This is a genomic window from Curtobacterium sp. TXMA1 (genome assembly GCF_020162095.1).
In the GTDB taxonomy this organism is placed as follows: domain Bacteria; phylum Actinomycetota; class Actinomycetes; order Actinomycetales; family Microbacteriaceae; genus Curtobacterium.
On sequence record NZ_CP083910.1, the window covers coordinates 2,847,489 to 2,871,341 of the forward strand.

At 71.6% G+C, this 23,853-nt stretch carries 21 protein-coding genes; 9 read left to right on the plus strand and 12 right to left on the minus strand.

From position 1 onward, the window contains the following. The first annotated feature begins 1 nt into the window (after position 1). A complete protein-coding gene (locus LCG91_RS13450) occupies positions 2–1,468 on the plus strand; it encodes an ABC transporter permease (protein WP_224441695.1) in 1,467 nt (488 codons plus the stop codon). A gap of 102 nt (positions 1,469–1,570) precedes the next feature. On the opposite strand, the gene LCG91_RS13455 is transcribed toward LCG91_RS13450, so the two are convergent. Next, positions 1,571–1,999 (minus strand): hypothetical protein, encoded by a 429-nt coding sequence (locus LCG91_RS13455; protein WP_224441696.1) that lies wholly within the window; start codon positions 1,997–1,999, stop codon positions 1,571–1,573. 369 nt (positions 2,000–2,368) lie between these two features. Here LCG91_RS13455 and LCG91_RS13460 point away from each other — a divergent pair, with 369 nt between their 5' ends. Then, on the plus strand, positions 2,369–5,953 hold the full coding sequence (locus LCG91_RS13460) for a TIM-barrel domain-containing protein (protein ID WP_224441697.1): 3,585 nt from the start codon (positions 2,369–2,371) through the stop codon (positions 5,951–5,953). A 70-nt stretch (positions 5,954–6,023) separates the two neighbouring features. On the opposite strand, the gene LCG91_RS13465 is transcribed toward LCG91_RS13460, so the two are convergent. After that, a complete protein-coding gene (locus LCG91_RS13465; protein ID WP_058727750.1) occupies positions 6,024–6,479 on the minus strand; it encodes a DUF4383 domain-containing protein in 456 nt (151 codons plus the stop codon). Between the two features lie 161 nt (positions 6,480–6,640). Here LCG91_RS13465 and LCG91_RS13470 point away from each other — a divergent pair, with 161 nt between their 5' ends. Further along, on the plus strand, positions 6,641–7,363 hold the full coding sequence (locus LCG91_RS13470) for a tyrosine-protein phosphatase (protein WP_224441698.1): 723 nt from the start codon (positions 6,641–6,643) through the stop codon (positions 7,361–7,363). 134 nt (positions 7,364–7,497) lie between these two features. Here the strand turns inward: LCG91_RS13470 and LCG91_RS13475 are convergent, their stop codons facing one another. Then, positions 7,498–8,364 carry an SMP-30/gluconolactonase/LRE family protein gene (locus tag LCG91_RS13475; protein WP_224441699.1) on the minus strand — a complete coding sequence of 289 codons (867 nt, stop codon included), beginning with the start codon at positions 8,362–8,364 and terminating at the stop codon, positions 7,498–7,500. Between the two features lie 57 nt (positions 8,365–8,421). Further along, the gene (locus LCG91_RS13480) at positions 8,422–9,450 is read right to left on the minus strand and encodes an LLM class flavin-dependent oxidoreductase (RefSeq protein WP_224441700.1); all 1,029 of its coding nucleotides are present in this window, start codon (positions 9,448–9,450) and stop codon (positions 8,422–8,424) included. 59 nt (positions 9,451–9,509) lie between these two features. Between LCG91_RS13480 and LCG91_RS13485 the strand changes: the two genes are divergently transcribed. Both LCG91_RS13485 and LCG91_RS13490 read left to right on the plus strand, forming a co-directional pair. Then, entirely contained in the window at positions 9,510–11,423 is a 1,914-nt protein-coding gene (locus LCG91_RS13485) for an ABC transporter ATP-binding protein (protein ID WP_224441701.1), read from the plus strand. Positions 11,424–11,541: 118 nt separating this feature from the next. After that, a complete protein-coding gene (locus tag LCG91_RS13490; protein ID WP_058727745.1) occupies positions 11,542–12,309 on the plus strand; it encodes an SDR family NAD(P)-dependent oxidoreductase in 768 nt (255 codons plus the stop codon). Between the two features lie 72 nt (positions 12,310–12,381). On the opposite strand, the gene LCG91_RS13495 is transcribed toward LCG91_RS13490, so the two are convergent. The 5 genes from LCG91_RS13495 to LCG91_RS13515 all read right to left on the minus strand — a co-directional run bounded on the left by LCG91_RS13495 (position 12,382) and on the right by LCG91_RS13515 (position 18,974). Further along, positions 12,382–14,481 carry a beta-galactosidase gene (locus LCG91_RS13495; protein ID WP_224441702.1) on the minus strand — a complete coding sequence of 700 codons (2,100 nt, stop codon included), beginning with the start codon at positions 14,479–14,481 and terminating at the stop codon, positions 12,382–12,384. Between the two features lie 77 nt (positions 14,482–14,558). After that, positions 14,559–15,458 carry a carbohydrate ABC transporter permease gene (locus LCG91_RS13500; protein ID WP_224441703.1) on the minus strand — a complete coding sequence of 300 codons (900 nt, stop codon included), beginning with the start codon at positions 15,456–15,458 and terminating at the stop codon, positions 14,559–14,561. After that, positions 15,455–16,405: a carbohydrate ABC transporter permease gene (locus LCG91_RS13505; RefSeq protein WP_224441704.1), complete on the minus strand. Its 951-nt coding sequence runs from the start codon at positions 16,403–16,405 to the stop codon at positions 15,455–15,457. Before LCG91_RS13505 ends, LCG91_RS13500 begins: the two co-directional genes overlap by 4 nt. Before the next feature lie 12 nt (positions 16,406–16,417). Further along, positions 16,418–17,767, minus strand: a complete 1,350-nt coding sequence (locus LCG91_RS13510) for an ABC transporter substrate-binding protein (protein WP_224441705.1) — start codon at positions 17,765–17,767, stop codon at positions 16,418–16,420. A 145-nt stretch (positions 17,768–17,912) separates the two neighbouring features. Beyond that, positions 17,913–18,974, minus strand: coding sequence for a LacI family DNA-binding transcriptional regulator (locus LCG91_RS13515; RefSeq protein ID WP_224441706.1), 1,062 nt, complete (start codon positions 18,972–18,974; stop codon positions 17,913–17,915). 188 nt (positions 18,975–19,162) lie between these two features. Here LCG91_RS13515 and LCG91_RS13520 point away from each other — a divergent pair, with 188 nt between their 5' ends. Continuing rightward, positions 19,163–19,375 (plus strand): hypothetical protein, encoded by a 213-nt coding sequence (locus tag LCG91_RS13520; protein WP_224441707.1) that lies wholly within the window; start codon positions 19,163–19,165, stop codon positions 19,373–19,375. 19 nt (positions 19,376–19,394) lie between these two features. Here LCG91_RS13520 and LCG91_RS13525 read toward each other — a convergent pair whose 3' ends face one another. Next, positions 19,395–20,336, minus strand: coding sequence for a LysR family transcriptional regulator (locus LCG91_RS13525; protein ID WP_224441708.1), 942 nt, complete (start codon positions 20,334–20,336; stop codon positions 19,395–19,397). 119 nt (positions 20,337–20,455) lie between these two features. Here LCG91_RS13525 and LCG91_RS13530 point away from each other — a divergent pair, with 119 nt between their 5' ends. Then, complete coding sequence (locus tag LCG91_RS13530) at positions 20,456–21,472, plus strand: putative oxygenase MesX (protein WP_224441709.1); 1,017 nt, start codon at positions 20,456–20,458, stop codon at positions 21,470–21,472. A gap of 20 nt (positions 21,473–21,492) precedes the next feature. Continuing rightward, entirely contained in the window at positions 21,493–22,542 is a 1,050-nt protein-coding gene (locus tag LCG91_RS13535; RefSeq protein ID WP_224441710.1) for a methionine synthase, read from the plus strand. A gap of 58 nt (positions 22,543–22,600) precedes the next feature. Here LCG91_RS13535 and LCG91_RS13540 read toward each other — a convergent pair whose 3' ends face one another. Both LCG91_RS13540 and LCG91_RS13545 read right to left on the minus strand, forming a co-directional pair. After that, positions 22,601–22,786 (minus strand): hypothetical protein, encoded by a 186-nt coding sequence (locus LCG91_RS13540; protein WP_224441711.1) that lies wholly within the window; start codon positions 22,784–22,786, stop codon positions 22,601–22,603. Positions 22,787–22,841: 55 nt separating this feature from the next. Next, positions 22,842–23,471 (minus strand): serine hydrolase, encoded by a 630-nt coding sequence (locus LCG91_RS13545; protein ID WP_224441712.1) that lies wholly within the window; start codon positions 23,469–23,471, stop codon positions 22,842–22,844. Between LCG91_RS13545 and LCG91_RS13550 the strand changes: the two genes are divergently transcribed. Beyond that, positions 23,470–23,841, plus strand: coding sequence for an SdpI family protein (locus LCG91_RS13550; RefSeq protein WP_224441713.1), 372 nt, complete (start codon positions 23,470–23,472; stop codon positions 23,839–23,841). The two genes, LCG91_RS13545 and LCG91_RS13550, sit on opposite strands and share 2 nt — an antisense overlap. Positions 23,842–23,853 lie beyond the last annotated feature (12 nt).

The following is a 23,853-nucleotide window of genomic DNA, read 5'->3' on the forward strand; positions in this document are numbered from 1 at the left end:
CGTGTCCCGCCCGCGCGGCCGCCACCGAGCGGCAGACCGCAGGTCCGCGACGACCGCGCGGCCCCGTCGTGCGCCGGGACGCGCACCCCGGCTCGGGGAGCACCGCGCGACCGTCGGCGTCGCGGCACTGTCCGCCGGTCTCGGCGCCGTCGTCGTCACCGGCGCCGAGGCCGCCCACCGCATCGTCGAGCTCGGCGAGCGCACGGGGTCGAGCGCCACGGTCGCCGCGATCCTGCCCGTCGTGGCGTGGGTCTTCATCGGCATCGCGCTCTACGTCAGCGCCGTCGTGGCGTCGAACACGTGCGCGACGGTCATCGCCGGCCGCACCCGCGCACTCGGGCTGCAGCGCGTCCTCGGCGCCACCGGGCAGCAGCTCCGATGGCAGGTCACCCGGACCGGTGCGGCCTGCGGTCTCGTCGGGGCCGCCCTCGGCACGGTCGTCGGGACCGTGGTCGCCGACGCCGGACTCGCGGTCGCCGCGGCGTCCGGTTCGCTCCCGCCGCTCGGTGTCCTCGTGCCACCGTCACTCGCACCGATCGGGCTCCTCGTCGCGGGCATCACGACCGTCGCGTTCCGCATCGGCTCCCGCGCCGTGCTCACGATCTCCCCGCTCCGTGCGCTCGAGGCCGGGGTCGAAGCTCCTGCCGGTGCCACCCGCTCGGTCGGGCGCACCCTGACCGCGGGCTCACTCGTCCTGCTCGGCACGGGCGGGCTCGGCGGCGCGGTGGTCCTCGGCGCGACGAACGTCGACTCCCTGCTCCTCGCGGTCGCGTGCGGGGCACTGTCGTTCTCGGGTGTCGTCGTCGCTGCGCCGGTGCTGCTGCCCGCCGTGCTCCGTCTCGCGGCGGCTGCGTCCGCCCGGTCGGTCGTGCCGGCGATGGCGGCGCGGAACGCGCTCCGTGCGCCGCGGCGGACCGCCCGGGCCACGGTCGGACTGCTCATCGCGGTGACCCTGATGGCGACCTTCTCCGTCGGGTTCTCGACCTACTCGGTGATGCTCCAGGGGCAGGCCGCGGACGATCCCGAGTACTACCGGGGCATCCAGGAGCAGTTCGACCAGCTGGCCGTCATGTTCACGGGGCTCGTCGGCGCCGCCGGGGTCATCGCCGCCGCCGGGGTCGTCGTGGTGACGGCCCTGACGATCGCGCAGCGCGGCCGCGAGCTCGGACTGCTGCGGATCGTCGGTGCGACGAGGCAGCAGGTCCGTGCACTCGTCCTCGCGGAGACGACGATCACCGTCGCGGTCGCGGTCGTGCTCGGCGGGCTGCTCGGCACCGCGTACGGCTGGGCCGGCGCGTACACGCTGCTCGGCGCGACGAAGGGCGCGGAGCTCATCGCCCCGGTCGTGCCGGCCTGGCTCGTGGTCGTCGTCGTGGTGGGCGCCGCCGGCACCGGGCTCGCCGCGGCACTCGGCCCGGCAGCACGGGCCGTGCGCGCTGCCCCGGTCGCCGCGCTCCGCTACGAGTGACGCCCGGCGGGGTCAGCGGGCACCGCAGCGTCGGTCGGCACCGCGGCAGCGGCGGGCACGGCGGCACCGGCGGGCGCCGCTGCACCGGCGGGCGCAGGGACGTCAGCCGGCAGCCCGGCCCACCAGCTCGCGCAGTCGCTGCTCGACCTCGTCGGTCCACTCGACCACGGCGAACGAGGTCGCCCACATCGGCCCGTCGTCGAGCCTGGCGTCCTCCTGGAAGCCGACGGTGGCGTACCGCGCCCCGAACTTCGACGCCGGCTGCACGAACGTGACGACCTTGCCGTCCCGTGCGTAGGACGGGAACCCGTACCACGTCTTCGGGTCGAGCTCCGGAGCGACCTCGGTCACGAGCACGTGGTACCGCGACGCCAGCGTCTGGTCGAAGCCCTCGAGCGCCTCGATGGCCGCGGTGCAGGCCTCGCGCTCGGCCTCGCGCTTCGCAGCGCCCTTCAGCCCGCGCGTCGCCTTCCGTTCCTCCGCCGCCTGCTGCATCGCGGCGCGCTCCGCGTCGCTGAACACTCCGGCCATGTCCGTCTCCCTCGCCGATCCGAGCGCCCGGTCGGCGGACCGGTGCTGACGGAATCCTGGCACCGCGGGTAGGCCGAGCACCACCCACCGGACGGGAGGCTCGGTGCCTGCTCGCCGCGAGCCTCCCGTCCGGCGCACGGTCACGGCCTGCACGGCGCCGCCCGCCGCCAGCCTCTCGTCCGGCGTACGGTCGCGGACCGCGACCGGAGCAGGCCACAGAACGAGCCTCGTCGATGATGACCCTTCCTCGGGGGCCAACGAACCCCTATGGTCTACAGCGTTGTAGAACGGGGGCGTCGATCGGGCGGTCCCGCTGGTACCGGCCGGAGCACGGCCCGATGGACGACGACGTCCACGAGGAGCACACACTTGCGACCACTCTCCCTGCGACCCCGAGGGCGGCGGCGTGCGCTGTCCTCGGCCGTCGTCGCCGCGACCGCACTGGGCATGCTCGGCATCGCGACCCTGCCCGCCACCGCGGACCCCGCAGCCGCACGCACTGTCGTCTCCGGGCAGGCCCGGTTCGAAGTGCTCTCCCCCACCCTGATCCGCACCGAGTACGCCGGGGACTCCCGGTTCACCGACGGCAGCACCTTCAACGTCGTCGGTCGCGACGACTTCGCGCCCACGCGGTTCACGAAGACCGAGCAGGACGGGTGGCTGACCATCGACACCGGATCGATGGTGGTCCGCTACCGGGAGGGCTCCGGGCCCTTCACGCAGGACACCCTGCAGACGAGCCTCACCCTGCCCACCGGCCAGCACGTCACCGGCACACCCTGGGTGACCACCCCGAGTCCGTCGTGCGCGGTCGGCGCGCTCTGCGAGGCCGAGTCGCTCGGGCTCAGCGGCCTGTCGCTGGCCACGGACCACGGCGACTACACCGGCGCCGGCTTCGCAGCGGGCTTCGAGTCCGTCGGCAACGCGCTGACCTTCCGCACCACCACGGCGACGGCGGGGCCGGTCGACCTGCTGCTCCGCTACGCGAACAACCAGGGCGGCGACGGCAGGGTCACGACCCGGACGCTCACCGTCACGGTCGACGACCGAGCGGCGCAGACGATCAGCCTCGCCCCGGGTGCGAACTGGGACGACTGGCGCACGACGACCGCGACACCGCTCGACCTCGGGGCCGGCGAGCACACCGTGCGCATCGAGCGGACCGCGGACGACTCCGGTCAGGTGAACGTCGACAGCCTCGCCCTGGTGCCGACCGGTGCTGCCTACCCCGCTCCCACGGCCACGGCCGTCGGCGAGGACTGCGCCTTCGGCGTGGTGTGCCAGGCGGAGGACGCGGCCCTCGACGCTCCCGCCACCGTGGCCACGGACCACAACGGCTTCGCCGGAACCGGGTTCGTCGCCGGGTTCGAACGCGCCGACGCCCGCGCCACCGCGCACGTCACGGGTGTCCCGGCCGCCGGCGACTACGCCCTGCAGGTGCGCTACGCCAACGGTTCACGGAAGATCCCGACGCTGACGGTCGCGCCGACCGGACGCACGGCCACGACAGCCGACCTCCCGACCACGAGCAGCTGGGACTCCTGGACCACCGTCAGCATCCCGGTGCACCTCGCCGCGGGGACGAACGACGTCGTGCTCGGCTGCCCGACGACGGCGGGCAACTGCAACGTGAACCTGGACACGGTCGCGGTGGTCGCCGCCGACGCGCCCCTGCTCGCCGCGCACGCTCCGCTCGGCGGCTACCGGCGTGACCTCGACACCGCGGACGGCCTGGTGAAGACGAACCCCGGGCTGCTCTACCAGGACGGCTGGTCGCTGCTCGACGACAGCGCCTCGGCCGGGTACGACCAGGCGGCCGGCGACGTCGCCCCCGCGAGCGACCACGGCGGCGAGCCGTACCAGGACGGCTACGTCTTCGGCTACGGCACCGACTTCCGGCACGCACTCCGGGAACTCGCGGTCCTGACCGGCCCGACGAAGCTGCTCCCCCGGTGGGCGTACGGCGTCTGGTACTCGGAGTACTACGACCGCTCGCAGGCCGACTACGAGGCGATCGCGAAGCGGTTCGCGGACGAGCGGGTGCCCGTCGACGTCATGGCGATCGACACCGACTACAAGACCGGCAGCACCACGAACCAGGACGACAGCAAGTGGGACGGCTGGTCGGTCGACCCGGCCAGGATCCCCGACATGACGCAGTTGCTCAGCGACTGGCACGCCGAGGGCATCCACAACACCCTCAACATCCACCCGACGATCTCGAGCCAGGACCCGGAGTTCGCCCGGGCCCAGGCCACCGCGAAGGGGAAGCTCACCAAGGGCGACGGGGACCGGTACCTGTTCGACTGGTCCGATCCCGACCAGTTGCGCGCGTACTTCGAGCTGCACGAGTCGCTGCAGCCCGAGGGCGTCGACACGTGGTGGCTCGACTGGTGCTGCAGCGAACGCTCGCGGTACTCGGCGAACGGCGTCACCCCGGACGCGTTCATCAACGAGCAGTACGCCCGGCACGTGGACGAGGCCCTGGACGGGCGCGGCTTCGCGTTCTCGCGGGCGTACGGCTCGCTGACCGCGGGCGGCTACGGCAACCCGCAGGCGGTCCCGACCGGTCCGTGGGCGGACAAGCGCACGACGGTGCACTTCACCGGGGACACGACCTCGTCGTGGGACATGCTGCTGGCCGAGGTCGGGTACACGCCCGGTGAGTCCGCGGCGACAGGGCTGGCCGCGATCAGCCACGACATCGGCGGCCACAACGGCGCGCAGTACGGCATCGCGGGAGCGGAGCCGGGCACGACCCAGCTGCCCGAGGACCTCTACGCCCGATGGGTGCAGCTCGGGACGTTCCAGCCGATCGACCGCCTGCACAGCAACCACAGCGACCGGCTGCCCTGGCAGTACCCGGCGGCGGCGAACGCGTCGGCGAAGCAGTTCCTGGACCTCCGCGAGGACCTGCTCCCGCTGACGTACACGCTCGCCGCCCGGGCCACCGCGACGGGCGAGCCTATCGTGCAGCCCCTGTACCTGCAGTACCCGGAGGCGCAGGAGTCCTACGCCGAGGCCGGGTCGGAGTACCTGTACGGGCCGGACGTGCTCGTCGCCCCGGTGACGACCGCGAACGACGCCTCCGGGACCGCCACCCGCTCCGTGTGGTTCCCCGCCGGCAGCTCCTGGACCGACTGGTTCACCGGGCGGACGTACGCCGGCGGCACCTCCGCCGACGTGACGACGGGTCTCGACGCCATGCCGGTGTTCGTCCGGAGCGGCGGCATCGTGCCGACGCGATCCCACCACGTGCGGAACGACGCGGCGCCGCTCGACGCGGTCACGCTGACGGTGGCGTCTGGTGCGGACGGGTCCTTCGACCTGTACGAGGACACCGGGGCCGACGCAGCCCCCACCGTCCGGGCGTCCGCAGCTGCGGCGGCGGACAGCGCTTCGACCGCCGTCCGGTACACGCAGCAGTCGACCGGCGGGACGCTCGACATCGCCCCGGCAGACGGGTCCTTCACGGGACAGGTCCGGGACCGGTCGTGGACGGCGACGTTCACGGACACCGACCTGCCGCGCTCGGTCACCGTCGACGGACGGGCCGTCCCGGCCTCGGGCTGGTCGTACGACGCTGACACGCGGACGCTCTCCGTGCCCGTCGACGAGCGCCCCGTCACCCAGCGCACGGTCGTGCGCTTCAGCAGCGTGGCCGTGACGGTCCCGCCGACGACGGGACCGACGCCCGGCGACGGCACCCCCGGTGGTGCCGGCCCCGTCGCCGATCCGGGCGCGGGCACCCCGAGCACCGTGCCCGGTGCCGGCGGGACCGTCGCCGACGGAGCCGGCGGCGCTCCGACCACCGGTGCGACGTCGGACCGCCGCGGCGGACCGCTCGCCTGGACCGGTGCGGACGTCGTGCCGCTCGGCCTGCTGGCGGCGGCACTGCTCACGACCGGTGTCCTGCTGACGCTGCGGCACCGCCGGCGCCGGTCGCTGGACTGACGCCTGGCACACGACAGGAGCGCGCCGGTCCGAGGACCGACGCGCTCCCGTCAGCGCTGGACGGGGTGGGTCAGCGCGCGGTGCGACCGGCGCGGGGCAGGAGCACACCGAGCAGGATCATCGCGACGGCGAGCAGTGCGTGCAGCACGTTGTCGGCGCTGTTCAGCGGGACGAAGTTCGCCGCACCGGCCATGTTCGCGACGAAGAGGCCGAACACGAACAGGACGGCGTAGATGATGCCGCCGACGAGCAGGTACGAGCGCGAACCCGCGGCCGAACGGGCGGCGAGCAGGCCGACGATGCCGAACAGCAGGTGCACGATGTTGTGGAGCACGGACACCTGGAACAGGCCGAGGAGCATGGCCATCGAGCTGTTGCCCGCGAAGGACAGCGTGCCCATGTCCATGGTCAGGCCGGGGATGAAGCCGGCGATGCCGACGATGAGGAAGACGATCCCGAAGAGCAGGGCGCCCTTCTGGACGAGGGTCGAAGCGAAACCGGTACGGGGTGATGCTGCGCTGGACATGTGGTCTCTCCTTGTGTGCGAGGACCGGGTCGTGGTTCCGGTCGGTGCGGTGACGGGTGTCACCCGCGGTTGTGCTTCACGGTAGACATGCAGCGCACTCTCGGTTTCCCCCCGTCCGGGGGGGACGCGTCGAACGGACAGACGCGTCGTACGGTGGCAGGGTGCGCGAACTCGAGTGGGACGGCTACCGGAACGTGCGCGACCTCGGTGGGCTCCCGACGCCGCTGTCGCCGACGGGCGCGACGCAGTTCGGACGGGTCGCACGCGGTCCGCGCCGCGAACTGCTGACCGATCGCGGGTGGCAGGACGCCCGCGCCTGGGGTCTCCGCTCCGTCGTCGACCTGCGCTGCGCCGACGAGGTGGGTCGTCGTGACGGCGATCCGTTCGTCGCTCCGGACGCCCTGACCGGGATCACCGTCGTCTCGGCCCCGACGGAGGACCAGGACGACCCGGAGTTCCGCGAGGTCTGCCTCCCGATCCTCGACTCCCCCGAGTACTGGCGGCACAACTGGCGGATCCTGCCCCACCTGGTGCTCGGAGCCCTGCGCGCGGTCGCCGACGCGCCGGCCGGGGTGCTCGTGCACTGCAGCGCGGGACGCGACCGCACGGGGATGGTCAGCACGCTGCTGCTCGCGGACGCCGGGGTGCCACCGACCTCGGTCGCCGAGGACTACGCGGCCTCCGTCCGGGCGATGGCGGGCACCGGGACACACGCGCCGGGCGACCGGCAGGCGTCGTGGGACGCCGAGCAGGTGACCGACTGGCTCGCCACGGTCACGCCGATCGTCGAGGACGTCGCCGCCGACGTGGACGCGGCGTTCGCCGCGGTCGGTGCCGACGACGACCTGCGCGCACGGTTGCGCGCACGACTCACCACGCCCTGATCGCGCGGGTGCCGTCGGACGGGAGGCCCGGCACCGGCCCGCACCGCGCCTCCCGTCCGACGACTGCTCCCTGCTGTCGACTGTTCCCCGCGGTCGCTGTTCCCCACTGTCGACCGCTCAGGTCGGTCGCGTGGTCACGGCCCGGGGACGGTGACGCGGACCGCGCTGATCCGGCCGGCGCGCGTGCGCGCCGTGGTGGCCGGGTCGTAGCTGTCCGCGGTGGCCAGGTAGAGGGTGCGGCCGTCCTCGCCACCGAGCGCGCAGTCGATCGCGCAGAGCCCCGGGGCGTCGACGCGGTCGGTGACCTCGCCGCCCTCGACGACGCGGAGGAACTCCCCCGTGTCGACCGAGCAGACCCAGATCGCCCCCTCGGCGTCGACGGTGCTGCCGTCCGGCGTGACGCCCTCGGGCAGTGCTGCCCACTCGCGGCGGCCGGTGAGCGAGCCGTCCGGCTCGATGTCGAACGCCGTCAGGCGGCCACCCCAGGTCTCGCTGACGACCAGGGTCCGGGTACCGGGGAGCACGTTCGCACTGTTCGGGAACACCAGGCCGTCCGCGGCGAGCCGGGCCGAGCCGTCCGGCTCGACGACGTACAGCGGGCCGGGACGGAGTTCCTCGCCGCCGTACAGGTCGTAGCCGAACGCGCCGACGTAGGTCCGACCGGTGACCTCGTCGACGACCAGGTCGTTCAGGAGCGACGGCTCGATCGACGACAGGTCGGCGAAGGGCTCGTTCGTGCCGTCGGGACGGACGACCTGGATCGTCCGCGCGTTCATGGCACTGACGATCAGCCGGCCGTCGGCGAGCCACCCGAGGCCCGACGACTGCCCGTCGATGGTCGTCTCGAGGCGCGGCTCCGCGCCCGGAGCACCGGGGTCGACCGAGAAGACCTCACCCGTGTGCATGTCGGAGTACCAGAGCCGGCCGTCGTGCCAGCGGTTGCCCTCGGGGAAGCGGATGCCGGAGACGACCTCGGTCGCGGAGTCGATGGTGGTGTGCACCCGTCCAACCTGCCAGCCGGGACTGGCCGGGCCCTGGTGGTCAGCGGGCGCTGGCGGTCACCGGTCGCCGGTGGCCGGCGTCCAGCCGAGCTCGGGACCCAGCCGCCCGGCCATGTCCTCGATGATCTGCGCGTAGTCGTCGGGCGCGAACGAGAACGGCAGCGCGAAGGCCACCTCCGTCGCCACCTGGTACCCGGCGTCCGCGCGGAGTCGGTCCGCGATCTCGGCCGAGCTCCCGACGAGGTCGGCGGCGAACAGCAGCTTCCCGGGCCCCTGCGGCACCCCGACCCGGCCGACCCGTGCCTCGGCGTAGGCCCGGTAGCGCGTGACCTGCTCCGGCGTCGCCGAGTCGGTCGGGATGACGACGAGGCCCTGCGACACCCGCGCTGCAGCGGGGTCCGGGTGCGCGTCGAGGTAGGCCTCGACCTGGGCGCGCTGGTTCGTCGCGAAGTCGGTGCCGACCTCGCTCCGGGTCACGCTCGAGGTGAGCAGGTGGAAGCCGTTCTCGGCCGCCCACACCGCGGACCGCGTGCTGCCGGTCCCGTACCAGATCCGGTCGGCGAGCCCGCGGCTCTGCGGCTGCACGGTCGTGGCGAACTCCTCGATCCCCCGGCGTTGGGCGACCGCAGTCACGGCGTCGCCGCGCACGAGGTCGCGGAAGCGCAGCAGCCGGTCGTTGCCGAGGTCCTCGTGCTCGGCGGTGTCCGGGTGGATCGCGTCGCGGTACAGGTCGTAGTGCATGGGCGTCCCGACCGAGAAGCCGGGCTGCAGTCGGCCGCCGAGCAGGACGTCGACGGTGCCGAGGTCCTCGGCGAGGCGGAACGGGTTCTCGGCACCGATCGGGGTGACCGCGGTGCCGAGGGCGATCCGCGACGTGCGCTGCGAGGCGGCGGCCAGGATCGCCACGGGTGACGAGATGCCGTACTGCAGGTGGCGGTGCCGGAGCCAGGCGCTGTCGAAGCCGAGGGTCTCGGCGCGCTCGATCACGCCGAGCGTCTCCTCGTGGCCGACGGCGGGACGCGCGGGGTCGAACGAGCCGATGGTCAGGAAGCCGAGGCGCTCGAGGGGACGGTCGTCGGAGGGCATGACCCGATGGTGGCAGACCGGGGCGCGGGGCGTCGGTGGTCCCGACGTATCCTGGCCGCATGAGCATGGAGGGCGCGGCCTGGAGCTCGCTGTACAAGATCTCGTCAGCGAAGGACGCCGGGCGGGGCTTCTCCCGAGAGTCCCTCCGGCGGATCATGACGTTCGCCGTGCCGTACCGGGCGCAGCTCGTCGTCTTCATCGCACTGTCGGTCGTCGGCGCGTTCCTCGCCGTCGCGACCCCGGTGCTCGCCGGCCAGGTCGTCGACGTCATCGCTGCCCGCGGCGCCGTGTCGACGATCGTCTGGCTCGCCGTGGTCATCGCGCTCGTGGCCGTCGCCGACGCCGCCTCGTCGCTCCTGACCCGCTGGTACTCGGCGCGGATCGGCGAGGGCGTGATCCTCGACCTCCGGACCGCGGTGTTCAACCACGTGCAGAAGATGCCGATCGCGTTCTTCACCCGCACCCGCACCGGGGCCCTCGTCAGCCGGCTCAACAACGACGTGATCGGCGCGCAGCAGGCCTTCAGCGGCACGCTCTCGGGCGTCGTCACGAACGTCGTCGCGCTCGTGCTGACGCTGGTCGTCATGCTCAGCACCTCGTGGCTGGTGACGGTCATCGCCGTCGTCATGCTGCCGGTCTTCCTCGTCCCCGCGCGCCGGATGGGCAGCCGTCTCGCCGCCCTCCGCCGCGAGGCCGCCGACCACAACTCCGCGATGAGCACGCAGATGACCGAGCGGTTCTCGGCGCCCGGCGCCACGCTCGTCAAGCTGTTCGGCCGCCCCGACGACGAGGCCGAGGAGTTCCGGATCCGTGCCGCCCGCGTGCGGGACATCGGCGTCCGCACGGCGATGCTGCAGTTCGTCTTCGTCACCGCGCTCATGCTCGTCTCGGCGCTCGCCCTCGCGTTGGTCTACGGCCTGGGCGGCACGCTCGCCCTCGGCGGGCAGCTGAACACCGGTGACGTCGTGACCCTCGCGCTCCTGCTCACCCGCCTCTACGCGCCGCTCACCAGCCTGGCGAACGCCCGGGTCGAGATCATGAGCGCCGTCGTGAGCTTCGAGCGCGTCTTCGAGGTGCTCGACCTGCGACCGCTCATCCAGGAGAAGCCGGACGCGGTCACCCTGCCCGACGGCCCCGTCGCGGTCGAGTTCGACGACGTCCGGTTCGCGTACCCGTCCGCTGACAAGGTCTCGCTCGCCTCGCTGGAGGAGGTCTCCACGCTCGACACCCGCGGCGGCGACGAGGTGCTGCACGGTGTCTCGTTCCGGATCGAGCCCGGGCAGACCGTGGCCCTGGTCGGGTCCTCCGGCGCCGGCAAGTCCACGATCGCGCAGCTGCTCTCCCGCCTGTACGACGTCGACAGCGGCGCGGTCCGTCTCGCGGGCACGGACGTCCGCGACGTCACCTTCGAGTCACTCCGCCACACGATGGGCATGGTGACCCAGGACGGGCACCTGTTCCACGAGACGATCGGCGCCAACCTGCGCCTGGCCCGGCCCGAGGCCACCGACGACGAGGTCTGGGACGCCGTGCGGCGAGCACGCCTGGAACCCCTCATCCGGTCGTTGCCCGACCAGCTCGACACCATGGTCGGCGAGCGCGGCTACCGGCTGTCCGGCGGCGAGCGCCAGCGCATGACGATCGCACGGCTCCTGCTCGCGCAGCCCCGCGTCGTGATCCTGGACGAGGCGACCGCGGCGCTCGACTCGACGTCCGAGGCCGCCGTGCAGGCGGCCCTGAGCGAGGCACTCGACGGCCGGACGGCGATGGTGATCGCGCACCGGCTCTCGACGATCAGGAGCGCGGACCTCATCCTGGTCGTCGAGGACGGCTCCGTCGTCGAGCGCGGCACGCACGAGGAACTCCTGGCAGCCGGCGGGCGCTACGAGGAACTGCACCGGACCCAGTTCGCGGTGCAGGCGGACCAGGCACCCGACCCCGCGCCGCTGCGCGGGACCAGCGTCCCCTCCTGACGACCCGCCCGACACCTGCCCGGGGCCGCACGAGGCTGCACGAGGCCTCAGCCGATCCGCCGGACCACCGGAGCGACATCGGAGCACCGTGGGCAGCACCGGACCCACAGGAGGAACCATGCTGCTCGAGGGCAAGACCATCGTCGTCACCGGCGGGAACAGCGGGATCGGTGAGCAGATCTGCCTCGCCGCGGCCGCCGAGGGCGCGAACATCGTCATCGACTACGTCGCGCACCCCGAGGCGACGGACTCGCTGATCCACCGCATCGAGGAGGCCGGCGGGCACGCGGTCGGGGTCGACGCCGACATCACCAGCGCATCCGACCTGCACGCGATGGTGCAGAAGGCCGTCGACGCGTTCGGCTCGCTCGACGTCCTCGTCAACAACGCCGGCATCGAGGACCGGAAGTCCCTGCTCGAGGAGACCGAGGAGGGCTACGACAAGGTCATGGCCGTCAACATGAAGAGCGCGTTCTTCGGGACGCAGGCGGCGGCGAAGCAGTTCATCGCGCAGGGGAACGGCGGACTCGTGCTCAACATCTCGAGCGTGCACGAGGACTGGCCGATGCCCGGCAACCTGGCCTACTGCGTCTCGAAGGGCGGCATGCGGATGCTCGCCCGGAGCGGCGGTGTGGAACTCGGGCCGCACGGCGTCCGGATCGTGAACATCGCTCCCGGCGCAGTCGACACCCCGATCAACACGGCGACGACCTCCGACCCGGACAAGCTGCGACAGCTCGACGACGCGATCCCGCTCGGCCGCCCGGCGAAGCCGCACGAGATCGCCGAGGTCGTCGTGTTCCTGGCGTCGGGCAAGGCTGCCTACATGACGAGCACCACGGTCACGATCGACGGCGGGATCTCGCAGGGCAGCGTCGGGCTTTGAACGCGGCCTGCTGACGGTCCGGAGGCGCGGTGCCAGCCGGCACCGCGCCTCCCGTCCGTCCCGAGGTCGCGTCTACCGGACGGCCACCACCCGCACGTCCCAGGCCCTGAGCGACAGCTGGGATCCCGCCGCGAGCGCCGTGCCGTCGAGGACGTCGTCCGCGTCGACCGGCAGCGTGAACGTGCTGGGTGTCCACGACCAGTTGTGGACGACGTGCACGGTCTCGCCCCGGGCGTTGTCGGCGGTCTGGACCGACTGCGTCTCCGTCTGCGGCAGCCAGGCCGTCGTGCCGTTCCCGTGCTCGACCGCCCACCCCACGACGGCGGCGGCGAGCGCCGGGTCCGGCACCGTCCCGACGTAGGTCACCCGTCCGGCACCGTGCGTGCGGGTGGTCACGGCGGCGAACCGACCGTGGTGCGGGTGGTCGTAGTCGACGAGCACGTCGGCGTCGTCGACGAGCAACCCGTCCGCCCAGCGCGTCGCCGTCGCTCCGGTCGGCACCGTGAAGCCGTGGTCAGCGGCGGCGGCACCTGCGGACACCGGCACACGCCGGCCGAGGTTGCTGAACTCGTCGTAGTGCACCCCGGCGGCGACGTCGAGGAAGGCCGGCTTGCGCTCGAGCCGGGCGCGGGCCTCCTCGTCCTCGTACCCGGTGCGGATGCCGACGACGAGGTGTCCGCCGGCCTCGGCGTAGTCCGCGAGCCACCGCAGCTGGGCGTCCGTCGCGATGGTGAACGCCGCTGCCACGAGCACCGGGCGCTCCGCGGCGACCGTGGCGGGATCGCGGTGGAACACCTGCGACGGGTGCACGGTGTTCGCCTGCAGACCGGCCTCGAACACCCCGCGGGCGAACGCGTCGTACACGGTCTGCCACGAGCGTCGGTCGGGCTCCGCACCGTCGCCGAGCGCGGGGTGCTCGTTCAGCGCCCACTTGGACTCGTTCGAGAACAGCAGGGCGACGTCGGCGTGCGGCCGGAGCCCGGCGACCCGGTCTCCCGCGAGCCGGAACTCGGCGCCGATGCGGGCGATCTCCTGGTAGGTGCGCCCCGGCTGCTGCGAGTGCGGCAGGATCCCGCCCCAGTAGGTCTCGACGCCGAAGTGCAGCGTGTGCCAGTGCCAGTACTCGATCATCGATGCGCCGCGTGAGACCAGCGCCCAGGCCGCCTGCCGCCACTGGCCCTCGTAGGCGGGTTCGTTCATCCACGAGAAGCCGATCGCCTGCGCGTTCGTCTCGGTCACCAGGAAGGGGGCCTGCTTCGACCCGTACATCCGGTCACCGGTCGCGACGACCGACCACGCGCCGGAGGACGTCCAGTACTGCGGCGCCTCGTCGGTGTTCGGCAGCTCGAGGGCGTCCTGCATCCGGTAGTACGGGTTGCCCGCCGTGACGTCGAGTGCCCGGGTGAGAGCGTCGTCCTCGACGGTCGGTCGCTCGTACGAGATGCAGGTGGTGACGAACTGGTCCTCACGGGCGTACTCGCGCACGATCTCCGCCTGCCAAGCGATGAAGTCGGTGGTGAGCGAGGCCTGGAATCGATGCCAGGCCAGGTCGTACTGCGGTTGCACGTTGCCGTCCGGCGTCCAGAGGTCCGCCCAGGTCGACAGGCGGTGGGACCAGTAGGTCAGCCCCCACTCCTCGTTGATCCGCTCGACGCTGCCGTAGGTGTGGCGGAGGTGGTCGACGAAGCGCTGGAACACCTCGGGGTTGGCGATGAGCTCGTTGCCGGGCTCGTTGTCGACCTGGTACCCGATGACGGCCGGGTGCTCGGCGTACCGGGCGGCGATCTTCCGGATGACCCGCTCGGCGTGGAACAGGAAGGCGGGGTGGGCGTGGTCGATCTCCTGGCGAGCACCCCAGCCCATCGGCTCCCCCGCGGTCCGGCGTCGCACGTTCACCTCGGGCACGATGCGGGCGAGCCACATCGGCAGTGCGTAGGTCGGGGTGCCGAGGATCACGCTGATGCCGTGCTCGTGCGCGGCGTCGAGCACGGGTGCGAGCCACTCGAGCTCGAACCGGCCGTTCTCCGGCTCCCAGGTGCTCCAGACGGACTCGCCGACCCGGATCACCGTGAAGCCGGCCTCCTGCATGAGGCGCATGTCCTCGTCGAGCCGAGGGGTGGGCTGGTACTCGTGGTAGTACGCGGCGCCGAAGAGGACGCGGTCGTGCTGCATGGTGCGAGGTGCTCCGTTCGTGGTGGTCGTGCGGTCGGTGGCGGTGCCGTGATCGGCCCGTCCGGGCGCGGGGCCGCTCATCCCTTGACCGCCCCCGCGGTCAGGCCGTCGAGCAGCTGCTTGCGGAGGAGCAGGAACACGAGGATGGTCGGCACGCTCGCCAGCACGGCGCCGGCGAGCACGAGGTCGTACGACCGGTTCTCGGATGCGAAGATCGCGTTCAGCCCGAGCGGCAGCGTGTACTGGTCGGAGTTCGACACGAGCACGAGCGGCCAGAGGAACGAGTTGTAGCTCTGCAGGAAGCTCCAGACCGCGAGCGCCCCGAGCGACGGCCGGAGCAGCGGGAGCACGACGCGGCGGAAGGTCCCGAACTCCGAGTTGCCGTCGATGCGGGCGGCCTCGATGATCTCGTCGGGGATCGACTGGGTGATGAACTGCTGCATCATGAAGATCCCGAACGCCGGCGCGACCCACGGCACGATCAGCGAGAACCAGGGGTTCGCGAGCCCCGACTTCACCACGAGGATGAAGAGCGGCACGAGGATCACCGCGAACGGGACCGACAGCGACGAGAACATCACCGCGAACAGGACCCGCTTGCCGCGGAACCGGAACTTCGCGAACCCGTACCCGGCCATCGCGCAGACGAAGACCGACACGACGGTGGCGATCACGGCGGTACCGACGCTGATGCCGAACCAGGCCCAGAACGGCTGCGTGGTCAGCAGGTTGACGTAGTTCTCGCCGGTCGCCGGGCTCGGGATGAGCGTGGGCGGTGTCGAGAAGATGTCGCCGCGGCGCTTGAACGAGCCGGACAGCGCCCAGAGCAGCGGGAACACGAACACGAGCAGCAGCACGACGAGCGTGACGTAGAGCAGGCCGCGGCGGGCGATCCACCCGGGCGTGCGCGGCGGGCCGGACCGGGGGCGTCGTGCGCTGCCCCTGGTGGTCACGGCCTCGGTGACGGTGGCGGTCATGCGTCCCTCCCGATGGCGAGTGCGCGGTTGAGGATCTGGCTGACGCCGAAGACGACGACGAACAGGACGACGCCGGCCGCGGCCGCGTAGCCGAACTGCTGCCGCTCGAATGCGGCGCGGTAGATGAACATGGCGACGGAGAGCGTCGCTTCGCCCGGGCCGCCCTTCGTGAGCAGGTAGGGCTCGTCGAACAGCTGCGCGGCACTGATGAACGACGTCACGACGACGAACGCGGTGACCGGGCGGATCGCCGGCAGGGTGACGTTCGTGAACTTCCGGACGGTGCCGGCCCCGTCGAGCGATGCAGCCTCGTACTGCTCCGGCGAGACGTTCTGCAGCGCGGCGAGGAAGAAGATCGTCAGGTACCCGACCGTGCGCCAGAGGAGCACGAAGCCGATCGCGACCTTGGCGAGCACGGGGTCGCCGAGCCAGTCGGTGCCGGGCAGCCCGAACAGCGCCTTGAGCGTGGCGTTCAGCAGGCCGTAGTTCGTGTCGAACACCAGGCTGTAGATGAGCGCGATGACGATCGGCGACAGCACCATCGGGATGAAGAACGTCACGCGGAACAGGTCCCGCGCTCGGAGCCCCTTCGCGTTCAGCGCCTGCGCGACGAGGAGCGACACGGGCACGATGACGAACACCGCGACGAGCGTGTAGATCAGCGAGTTCACCAGAGCCGTGCCGAAGCTCGTGTCCCGGAACAGGTTCGCGTAGTTCCGCAGCCCGATCCAGTCCGGCGTCCCGAGGCCCACCCACTCGGTGAGCGACAGGTACACGGCGGCGAGTACCGGCACGATCATGAACAGGGCGTACAGCACGTAGAACGGCGCGATGAACAGGTATGGGGCGCTGCCGCCGTTCGTGTTGAGCCGACGCCGCTTCCCCGGAGGGTCTGCGGCGGCGGGTGAGGCGGACACCGGGATGCCGGTGGCGGTGGATGTGGACAACGAAGGTCCTCCTCAGGCGCGGGTCTGACCGCGGAAGTCGGCCGCAGCGGCGTCGAGCGCCTGCTTCGGGGAGATCTGGCCCTTGTAGGCCTTGATGAGGTAGCCGCTCAGCACGGTCTGCAGGATCGCGGCGTTCGCGCTCTGGTGCTGCGAGGGCACCTCGTCGACGACCGACTTGTAGACGCCGAACAGCTGCTGCCCGCCGAAGTACGGGTCGCTCAGTGCCGCGAGCCTCGGGTCGTCGTACACGGAGCGGAGCGTCGGCAGGTACCCGAGGTCCTCGTACCGCTTCACCTGCTGGTCGGGGTCGAGGTACGCGGCGAGCACGAGGTCGATGCCGGCCTGTGTGAGGGGCTTGTCGCGGAGCACCGCGAAGCCGGTCCCGCCGCCGACGCTCGTCGTGCTCCCGCCGCCGGCGAACCGCGGCAGGTTGCGGACCCGCCACTTCCCCGCCTGCTCGGGCACGTTCGGCTTGATGCCGTAGCTCGCGTACCAGGAGGGCATGTCGACGGCCAGGATCGTCCCGCCCTTGAGCCCGGACTGCAGGCTCGGCCCGTACATGTCGGCGACCGTGGCGATCGCACCGGACTGCACGCCGTCGACCAGGAACTGCAGGGTGCGCTCGGCCTCGGGTGTCTGGATCGCGATGTCGCCGGACTCGTCGTACAGGTCGCCGCCGCGCTGGAGCAGCAGGATCTGGTAGCTCTGCAGCGTGCCGCCGGGGTCGGTGACGGCGACCGCGTGCAGCGAGACGCCCTTGCTCTCGTGCAGCTTCGCGCCGACCGACATCGTCTCCTCCCACGTCGCCAGGTCGTCGGGGATCCCGAGCTCCCGGAAGCGGTCGGCGCGGTGGTAGTAGACGCACAGGGGGGTGTCCGAGTCGAGTGCGTACAGCCGCCCGTCCTTCGAGAACGGCGTGAGACGGGCGCTGATCAGGTCGTCCCGCTTCGACGCGACCGAGGACGACAGGTCGCTCAGGAGCTCCTTCGCGATGTCGCCGCGGAGCATGCGGCAGAACGCGCCGATCTCGAGGCCGGCCACGTCCGGCGTCCCCGTCCCCGCGACCGCCTGCGCGATGAGCTTCGTCGGGATGTCCGCCGCCGCGATGGTGGTGATGTCGAGGGCGTAGTCGAAGCGGGACCCCCGGTCGGCGACCGGGAGCGCCTGGGTGAAGAACTTCTCGTAGCCGGGGTCGTGGGTCCAGAAGGACAGGTCGGCCCGGCCCGAGCGGACCGCGGCGGTGGACTGCGGTGAGCAGGCGGCGAGCAGCCCGCTCAGTGCGAAGGCACCGCCGGCGGCTGCACCCCAGCGGAGCAGGTCGCGTCGGCTGGGTGCTCGGTGGCCGCCACGGCCGGGAGGCACGGCCTCCGCCGTTCCGGGAGGTCGCGTTGGTACTGGGGTCACGTGTTGACTCCTGACGTCGTCGTCGGGTGGCCGGTGGGTGGGTGGCGAGCGCGTGTGAGCGCTCACGCACGGGACGGACGCGAGCCGCGCCTCCCGTCCGGGGTCAGTCGGTGGGGCGGAGGTGACGCCGCGTCGGAGACGGCGGCGCGCTGGTGGCGCGCGTGATCAGCTGTCCCGGGAGCATCCGGTGCCGCTCGGCGGGCGGGTGGCCGTCGAGGGTGCGGAACAGGCGGTGCATCGCGAGTCGGGTCGACTCGGCGAAGTCCTGACGGATGGTGGTCAGCGGCGTCGGGAGGAACGCGGCGATCGGCATGTCGTCGAAGCCGACGATGCTGACGTCCTGCGGCACCGAGAGACCAGCCTGCTGGATGGCGTGCATCGCGCCGACCGCCATCTGGTCGTTCGCGACGAAGACCGCGGTGACGTCCGGGCGGGTGAGCAGCGCACGCATCGCGTCGTGGCCGCTCTGCGGCGACCAGTCCCCCTCGACCGGCGCGTGCTCGGCGACTCCCGCGTCCTGCAGGGCGGCGCGCCACCCCTGCTCGCGACGCACGCTCGACGTCCAGTTCGCCGGGCCCGCGATGTGCCACACGGTCTCGTGCCCGAGCGCCAGCAGGTGGTCCGTCGCGGCGAACGCGGCCCCGCTCTCGTCGAGCCCGACGGCCAGGGTGTTCTCGCGGTCGGCGACGTCGGGCGGGCCGAGCGTCAGGATCGTGGCACCCCGGGGCATCCGGAGCTGGTCCATCTGGTTCTCCACCGGCTCGGAGAGCACGATCGCCTCGACGCCCTGTTCGACGAGCGAGTCGACCGCGGGCTGGAGCTCGGCTGCGGACGCCGTCACCGTGCGCACGATCGACAGGGCGTAGCCGTTCGAGCGGCAGGCCTGCTCGACGCCGGTCAGCATCGCCGTCGGGCCGTACAGGTCGGTGCCGATCGTGACGAGGCCGACGCGGCGGGAGCGCTGGGACTTCAGCGACCGTGCGGCGGCGTTCGGGCGGAAGCCGAGCTCGGCGATGGCGGCCTCGACCCTGGTGCGGACGGCGTCGGTGACGTGGGGTTCGCCGTTGACCACGCGGGAGACGGTCTTCTGCGAGACACCGGCGAGGGCGGCGACGTCCGTCATCGACGCGGGGCGGAGGCGACGCACGGGGGCGGTGTCACTCATGTGCCAGCTCCTTCGCTGCGTCGGGTCGGCACCCGTCGGGCGGGTGTGGGAGCAAGACAACCATGATTGTGACTACGTAGTCAAGAGGCGCTCTGCCTCCGTCTCGGGGGCGCCGCCGGCCGCGGTACGCTCGGCCGACGGGTGAAGAACCGAGGACGGAGACCGATCCGATGCGCACACTCCACGTGGTGAGCACCACTCTGTTGGCCGGTGGCTTCGTGCTCCTCGTCGTGGGGTCGCACCAGCTGCTCGAGCCGACGCCGGGCGACTTCGACTTCGGCGCTGCCGGGGCGTTCGTCCTCGGGCAGCTGCTCGGGGCCGCGGGGGTGGTGCTGGGCGCGGTCGCGCTGGTCGGCCACGTGGTGCGGCGGCGACGACGGTCGAGCCGAGGGGCGCGCTGACCACGCCGGTCGCGCGGGTTCAGCCGAGCGGCTCGACCCCGTAGCTGACGACCACCGCCCGCAACTCCTCCAGGTACGTCTGCGCCTGCTCGGTCAGGGGCACCGACGAGTGCGCGATCCACCCGATCTCGATCTGCTCGTCGACGTCGAGCGGGATGGCGACGATCTCCGGGTCGAGGTCGTCGCTGATGAGCCCGGTCGAGATCGTGTACCCGCCCAGACCGATCATCAGGTTGAAGATCGTCGCCCGGTCCGACACCCGGATCTCCCGCTTGCTCGACATCGTCGACAGGATCTCCTCGGCTAGGTAGAAGGAGTTGTTCGCGCCCTGGTCGAACGTCAGCCGCGGCAGCTCGGCGAGGTCGTCGAGCGTCGCCCGCTCCTGGGAGGCCAGCGGGTTCCGCCGGGCGACGAAGATGTGCGGCTGCGCGACGAACAGCGGCGTGAACACCACTCCGGCGTCCCGCATCAGCTTGCCGAGGACCTGCCGGTTGAAGTCGTTGCGGTACAGGATCCCGAGTTCGCTCCGCAGCGTCCGGACGTCCTCGATGATGTCCCACGTGCGGGTCTCGCGCAGCGAGAACTCGTACTGGTCGGCGTCGGCGCCCTCGACCATCCGGACGAAGGCCTCGACGGCGAAGGAGTAGTGCTGCGCGGACACCCCGAGCAGCCGGCGCGAGGCCTGGCGCCCGACGTACCGCTGCTCCAGCAGCGAGACCTGTTCGACGACCTGCCGGGCGTACCCGAGGAACTCGACCCCGTCGACGGTGAGCACGACTCCACGCGCCGAGCGGGTGAAGAGGGGCCGGCCGATGCGTGCCTCCAGGTCCTTCATCGCGGCCGACATGGTCGGCTGCGAGACGTAGAGCAGGTCGGCGGCCGCGCTGATCGACCCTTCGGAGGCGACCTCGATGAAGTACCGCAGCTGCTGCAGGGTGATGTCGTTCGCGACGCGAGCCATAGGTACAGGCTATGCGACTGCATAGCGTCTCGGTATTACCTGATGACCCGCGCCTCCCGTCATGATCGGAGGACTCTTCCCACAGTGCCCGCGGGCGCTCGACGACCGGACTGCGGACCATGGCGAACGACATCACCTTCAGCATCAGCAGGACGCGCTTCGACGAGGACTACTCCCCCGCCGAGAGCTCGCGCCTGACGACGAACTTCGCGAACCTGGCGCGCGGCGAGCACCGCCAGCAGAACCTCCGGAACGCCCTTGCACTGATCGACGGCCGCTGCAACGACCTCGCCGGGGAACCGGGCGGCGACCGCTGGCGGGTCGAACTCGACATCGTGTCGGTCACGATGCAGTTCGAGGACGGCGGACAGGTCGAGCGCTTCCCGCTGATCGAGGTGCTCGACGTCACGATCGTCGACCAGCACTCCGGCGAGCGCCACCAGGGCATCGTCGGCAACAACTTCTCGTCGTACCTCCGTGACCACGACTTCGCCGTACGGCTGCCGTCGGCACCCTCGCTCCCCGCCGACTTCGGGGAGCTGCACGGGCAGCTGTTCCAGCACTTCCTGCGGTCGGACGCCTTCCGGGCGCAGTTCGACGCGGAACCCGTCGTCTGCATCAGCGTCTCGACGAGTCAGACCTACCGGCAGACCGGCTTCGTCCACCCGGTCCTCGGTGCGGAGTACGAGCACGAGCACGCGTCGCTCACCGACGACTACTTCGGCCGGATGGGCATGCAGGTCCGCTACTTCATGCCGCCGGGGTCCAAGGCGCCGCTCGCCTTCTACTCGCGTGGTGACGTCGTCAGCAACTATTCGAACCTCCAGCTGATCGGCACGATCAGCACGATGGAGACGTTCCAGAAGATCTACCGCCCGGAGATCTACAACGCGAACGCGACCGCGCCGAGCACGTTCCGCCCGACGCTCGAGCACGACGACTGGTCGTCGACCGGCATCGCCTACGACCGCGAGGAGCGCAGCCGCCTCGGCGTCACGCAGGGCCGCTGGACCGAGGAGCACCTCGTCACACCGCACCGCGACTTCCTCGACCGCTGGCTCGCGGAGCAGACCGCCCCCGCCGAGCAGCAGACCGCCCTCGCGGCCCAGACCGCCTCCGCCGCCCTCACCCACTGACCGACTGGACCTCCACGCACATGAGCACGCTCCTCCCCACCTCGATCGTCGGCAGCCTGCCGAAGCCCTCCTGGCTCGCCGAGCCCGAGCGCCTCTGGTCCCCCTGGCTGCTCGAGGGTGACGCGCTGGTCGAGGGCAAGCAGGACGCCCTCCGCTCCGCCGTCCACGAGCAGGAGCGCCACGGCATCGACATCGTGAGCGACGGCGAGCAGACCCGCCAGCACTTCGTCACGACGTTCATCGAGCACCTCGACGGCATCGACCAGGAGCGCAAGGAGACCGTCCGCATCCGTGACCGCTACGACGCGGCTGTCCCGACCGTCGTCGGCGCCGTCAGCCGCCCGAAGCCGGTCTTCGTGGACGACGCGAAGTTCCTCCGCGCCCAGACCGACCGCCCGATCAAGTGGGCGCTCCCCGGCCCGATGACCATGATCGACACCCTCTCCGACCAGCACTACAAGAGCCGCGAGAAGCTGGCGTGGGAGTTCGCCACGATCCTCAACCAGGAGGCACTCGAGCTGCAGGACGCCGGCGTCGACGTGATCCAGTTCGACGAGCCGGCCTTCACCGTCTTCCACGACGAGGTGCAGGACTGGGGCGTCGCCGCGCTCGAGCGCGCTGCCGAGGGCCTGCGCGCCGAGACCGTCGTGCACATCTGCTACGGCTACGGCATCGAGGCGAACAACAGGTGGAAGGAGACCCTCGGCGCCGAGTGGCGGCAGTACGAGCGGTCCTTCCCGCTGCTGCAGCAGTCGTCGATCGACACCGTCTCCCTCGAGTGCATCCACTCCCAAGTCCCGCTCGAGCTCGTCGAGCTCATCCGCGGCAAGAAGGTCATGCTCGGGGCGATCGACGTCGCCACCGAGCAGGTCGAGACGCCGGAGGAGGTCGCCGAGGTGCTGCGCCGGGCGCTCGAGCACGTCGATGCGGACAAGCTCATCCCGAGCACGAACTGCGGCATGGCGCCGCTGGCGCGCGGGGCGGCCCTGCAGAAGCTCGGCGCGCTGTCCGCCGGGGCGGACATCGTGCGGGCCGAGATCGCGAACGTCGCCGTGCCGGCAGGCCGCTAGCAGCTCGGCTCCGTACGACGGCCCGCCTCGGCATCGAGGCGTGCCTCCGGCGACGGGATCACCGGTCTCGAAGGCGACGTCGTTCCCGCTCGATGAGCACTCCCGCGATCCGATCGGCCGTGTACGGGGCCTTCGCGAGCACGTGGACCACGGCGGTCACTCCCGCAGCCCGCGCGATCACCGCCCCAGCGGCTCGGACCTGCCCGTTGATCCAGACGGTGGCCCCTTCCTGTTGCCAGCTCACCGTCCGTGAGCATGGCGCGTCAGCTTCGAGCGCCCGATCGGCGTAGCGACAGAGGTCATCGAATGTCGACCAGATCCCGCGCAGCCGAGGCGAACGAGGTCGCGCCGAGGTTCCACGGCCGGACCGCACGGCCGAAGCGCCTGGGGATGATGCGCTCGATGACCGCAGGGGCGAGCGTTGCGGACGCGATACCTGCCGGTCCGAGGAGCTGTTCAACCTCCGCATCGAACCAGTCGCCGTGCACCGCGTCGAGGACCGCCCCGAGGAGTGCGTACCCGAGGTTGGAGTACCCGTACTGTCCTCTCGGTGCGACGGCAACTGCGCTCGTGAGATCCAACGGTACCCCGACGGCCGATCGGTAGGGGTCTCGGAAAGGGCTGTCGCGGATCGTCGCCGGGACCCGGGGCAGCCCGGAGGTGTGGTGGACGAGGTCGGCGACGGTCATGTCGGGGTCAGCGAGGTCGGGGAGGTACGACCTCACCGGACGCTCGGGTTCGAGCGTCATCGCAGCCGTCGTCCCGACGACCCTCTTGGTGATGCTCCCCCACTCCAGCAGCGGCCCCTCGGCGTATGGCCCTGCCCGCTCACGGACGCTCCGCCGTCCATCGGGAGTCGTGACACTCGCCCGCCAGTTACGGCATGGAACATTGCCGTTCATGTACCAGGACACTAGCGTCGTGATCATGGCTACAGGAATGGTGTTCGCACTCGCCCTCGAGATCGGAGGGGCGGTCCTCGTGACGTGGCTGACCTGGCGGGCCGCGAAGGGAACGCTGGGCCGGAACGATCTCGCCGGCGTCCGGACGCGCGTCACGATGTCCAGCGACGAGGCCTGGCGGACCGGGCATCGCGGCGCACTCCGTCCGACGCTGGTGTCCGCGGCGATCACCGTTCTCTGGTGCGCCGCGTGCATCATCACACCTGCGCTCCACACCCCCGTTACGGTGGTCGTCGCGTCGGTCTTCCTCGTCGGCGGCGCGCTCCTGTCGATCCCCGCGGCCCACCGCGCGGTACGCCGAGCGGCACTCTTGGATCGGACCGGTCACGAGGGCTGACACACTCGCATC

Bases quoted from the DNA above. Each gene is read 5' to 3' on its own strand.
- LCG91_RS13515 (WP_224441706.1), bottom strand. From the start codon at position 18,974: ATGAGTGACACCGCCCCCGTGCGTCGCCTCCGCCCCGCGTCGATGACG.
- LCG91_RS13550 (WP_224441713.1), top strand. From the start codon at position 23,470: ATGGCTACAGGAATGGTGTTCGCACTCGCCCTCGAGATCGGAGGGGCG.
- LCG91_RS13525 (WP_224441708.1), bottom strand. From the start codon at position 20,336: ATGGCTCGCGTCGCGAACGACATCACCCTGCAGCAGCTGCGGTACTTC.
- LCG91_RS13500 (WP_224441703.1), bottom strand. From the start codon at position 15,458: ATGACCGCCACCGTCACCGAGGCCGTGACCACCAGGGGCAGCGCACGA.
- LCG91_RS13485 (WP_224441701.1), top strand. From the start codon at position 9,510: ATGAGCATGGAGGGCGCGGCCTGGAGCTCGCTGTACAAGATCTCGTCA.
- LCG91_RS13495 (WP_224441702.1), bottom strand. From the start codon at position 14,481: ATGCAGCACGACCGCGTCCTCTTCGGCGCCGCGTACTACCACGAGTAC.
- LCG91_RS13465 (WP_058727750.1), bottom strand. From the start codon at position 6,479: ATGTCCAGCGCAGCATCACCCCGTACCGGTTTCGCTTCGACCCTCGTC.
- LCG91_RS13530 (WP_224441709.1), top strand. From the start codon at position 20,456: ATGGCGAACGACATCACCTTCAGCATCAGCAGGACGCGCTTCGACGAG.
- LCG91_RS13480 (WP_224441700.1), bottom strand. From the start codon at position 9,450: ATGCCCTCCGACGACCGTCCCCTCGAGCGCCTCGGCTTCCTGACCATC.
- LCG91_RS13455 (WP_224441696.1), bottom strand. From the start codon at position 1,999: ATGGCCGGAGTGTTCAGCGACGCGGAGCGCGCCGCGATGCAGCAGGCG.
- LCG91_RS13490 (WP_058727745.1), top strand. From the start codon at position 11,542: ATGCTGCTCGAGGGCAAGACCATCGTCGTCACCGGCGGGAACAGCGGG.
- LCG91_RS13535 (WP_224441710.1), top strand. From the start codon at position 21,493: ATGAGCACGCTCCTCCCCACCTCGATCGTCGGCAGCCTGCCGAAGCCC.
- LCG91_RS13545 (WP_224441712.1), bottom strand. From the start codon at position 23,471: ATGATCACGACGCTAGTGTCCTGGTACATGAACGGCAATGTTCCATGC.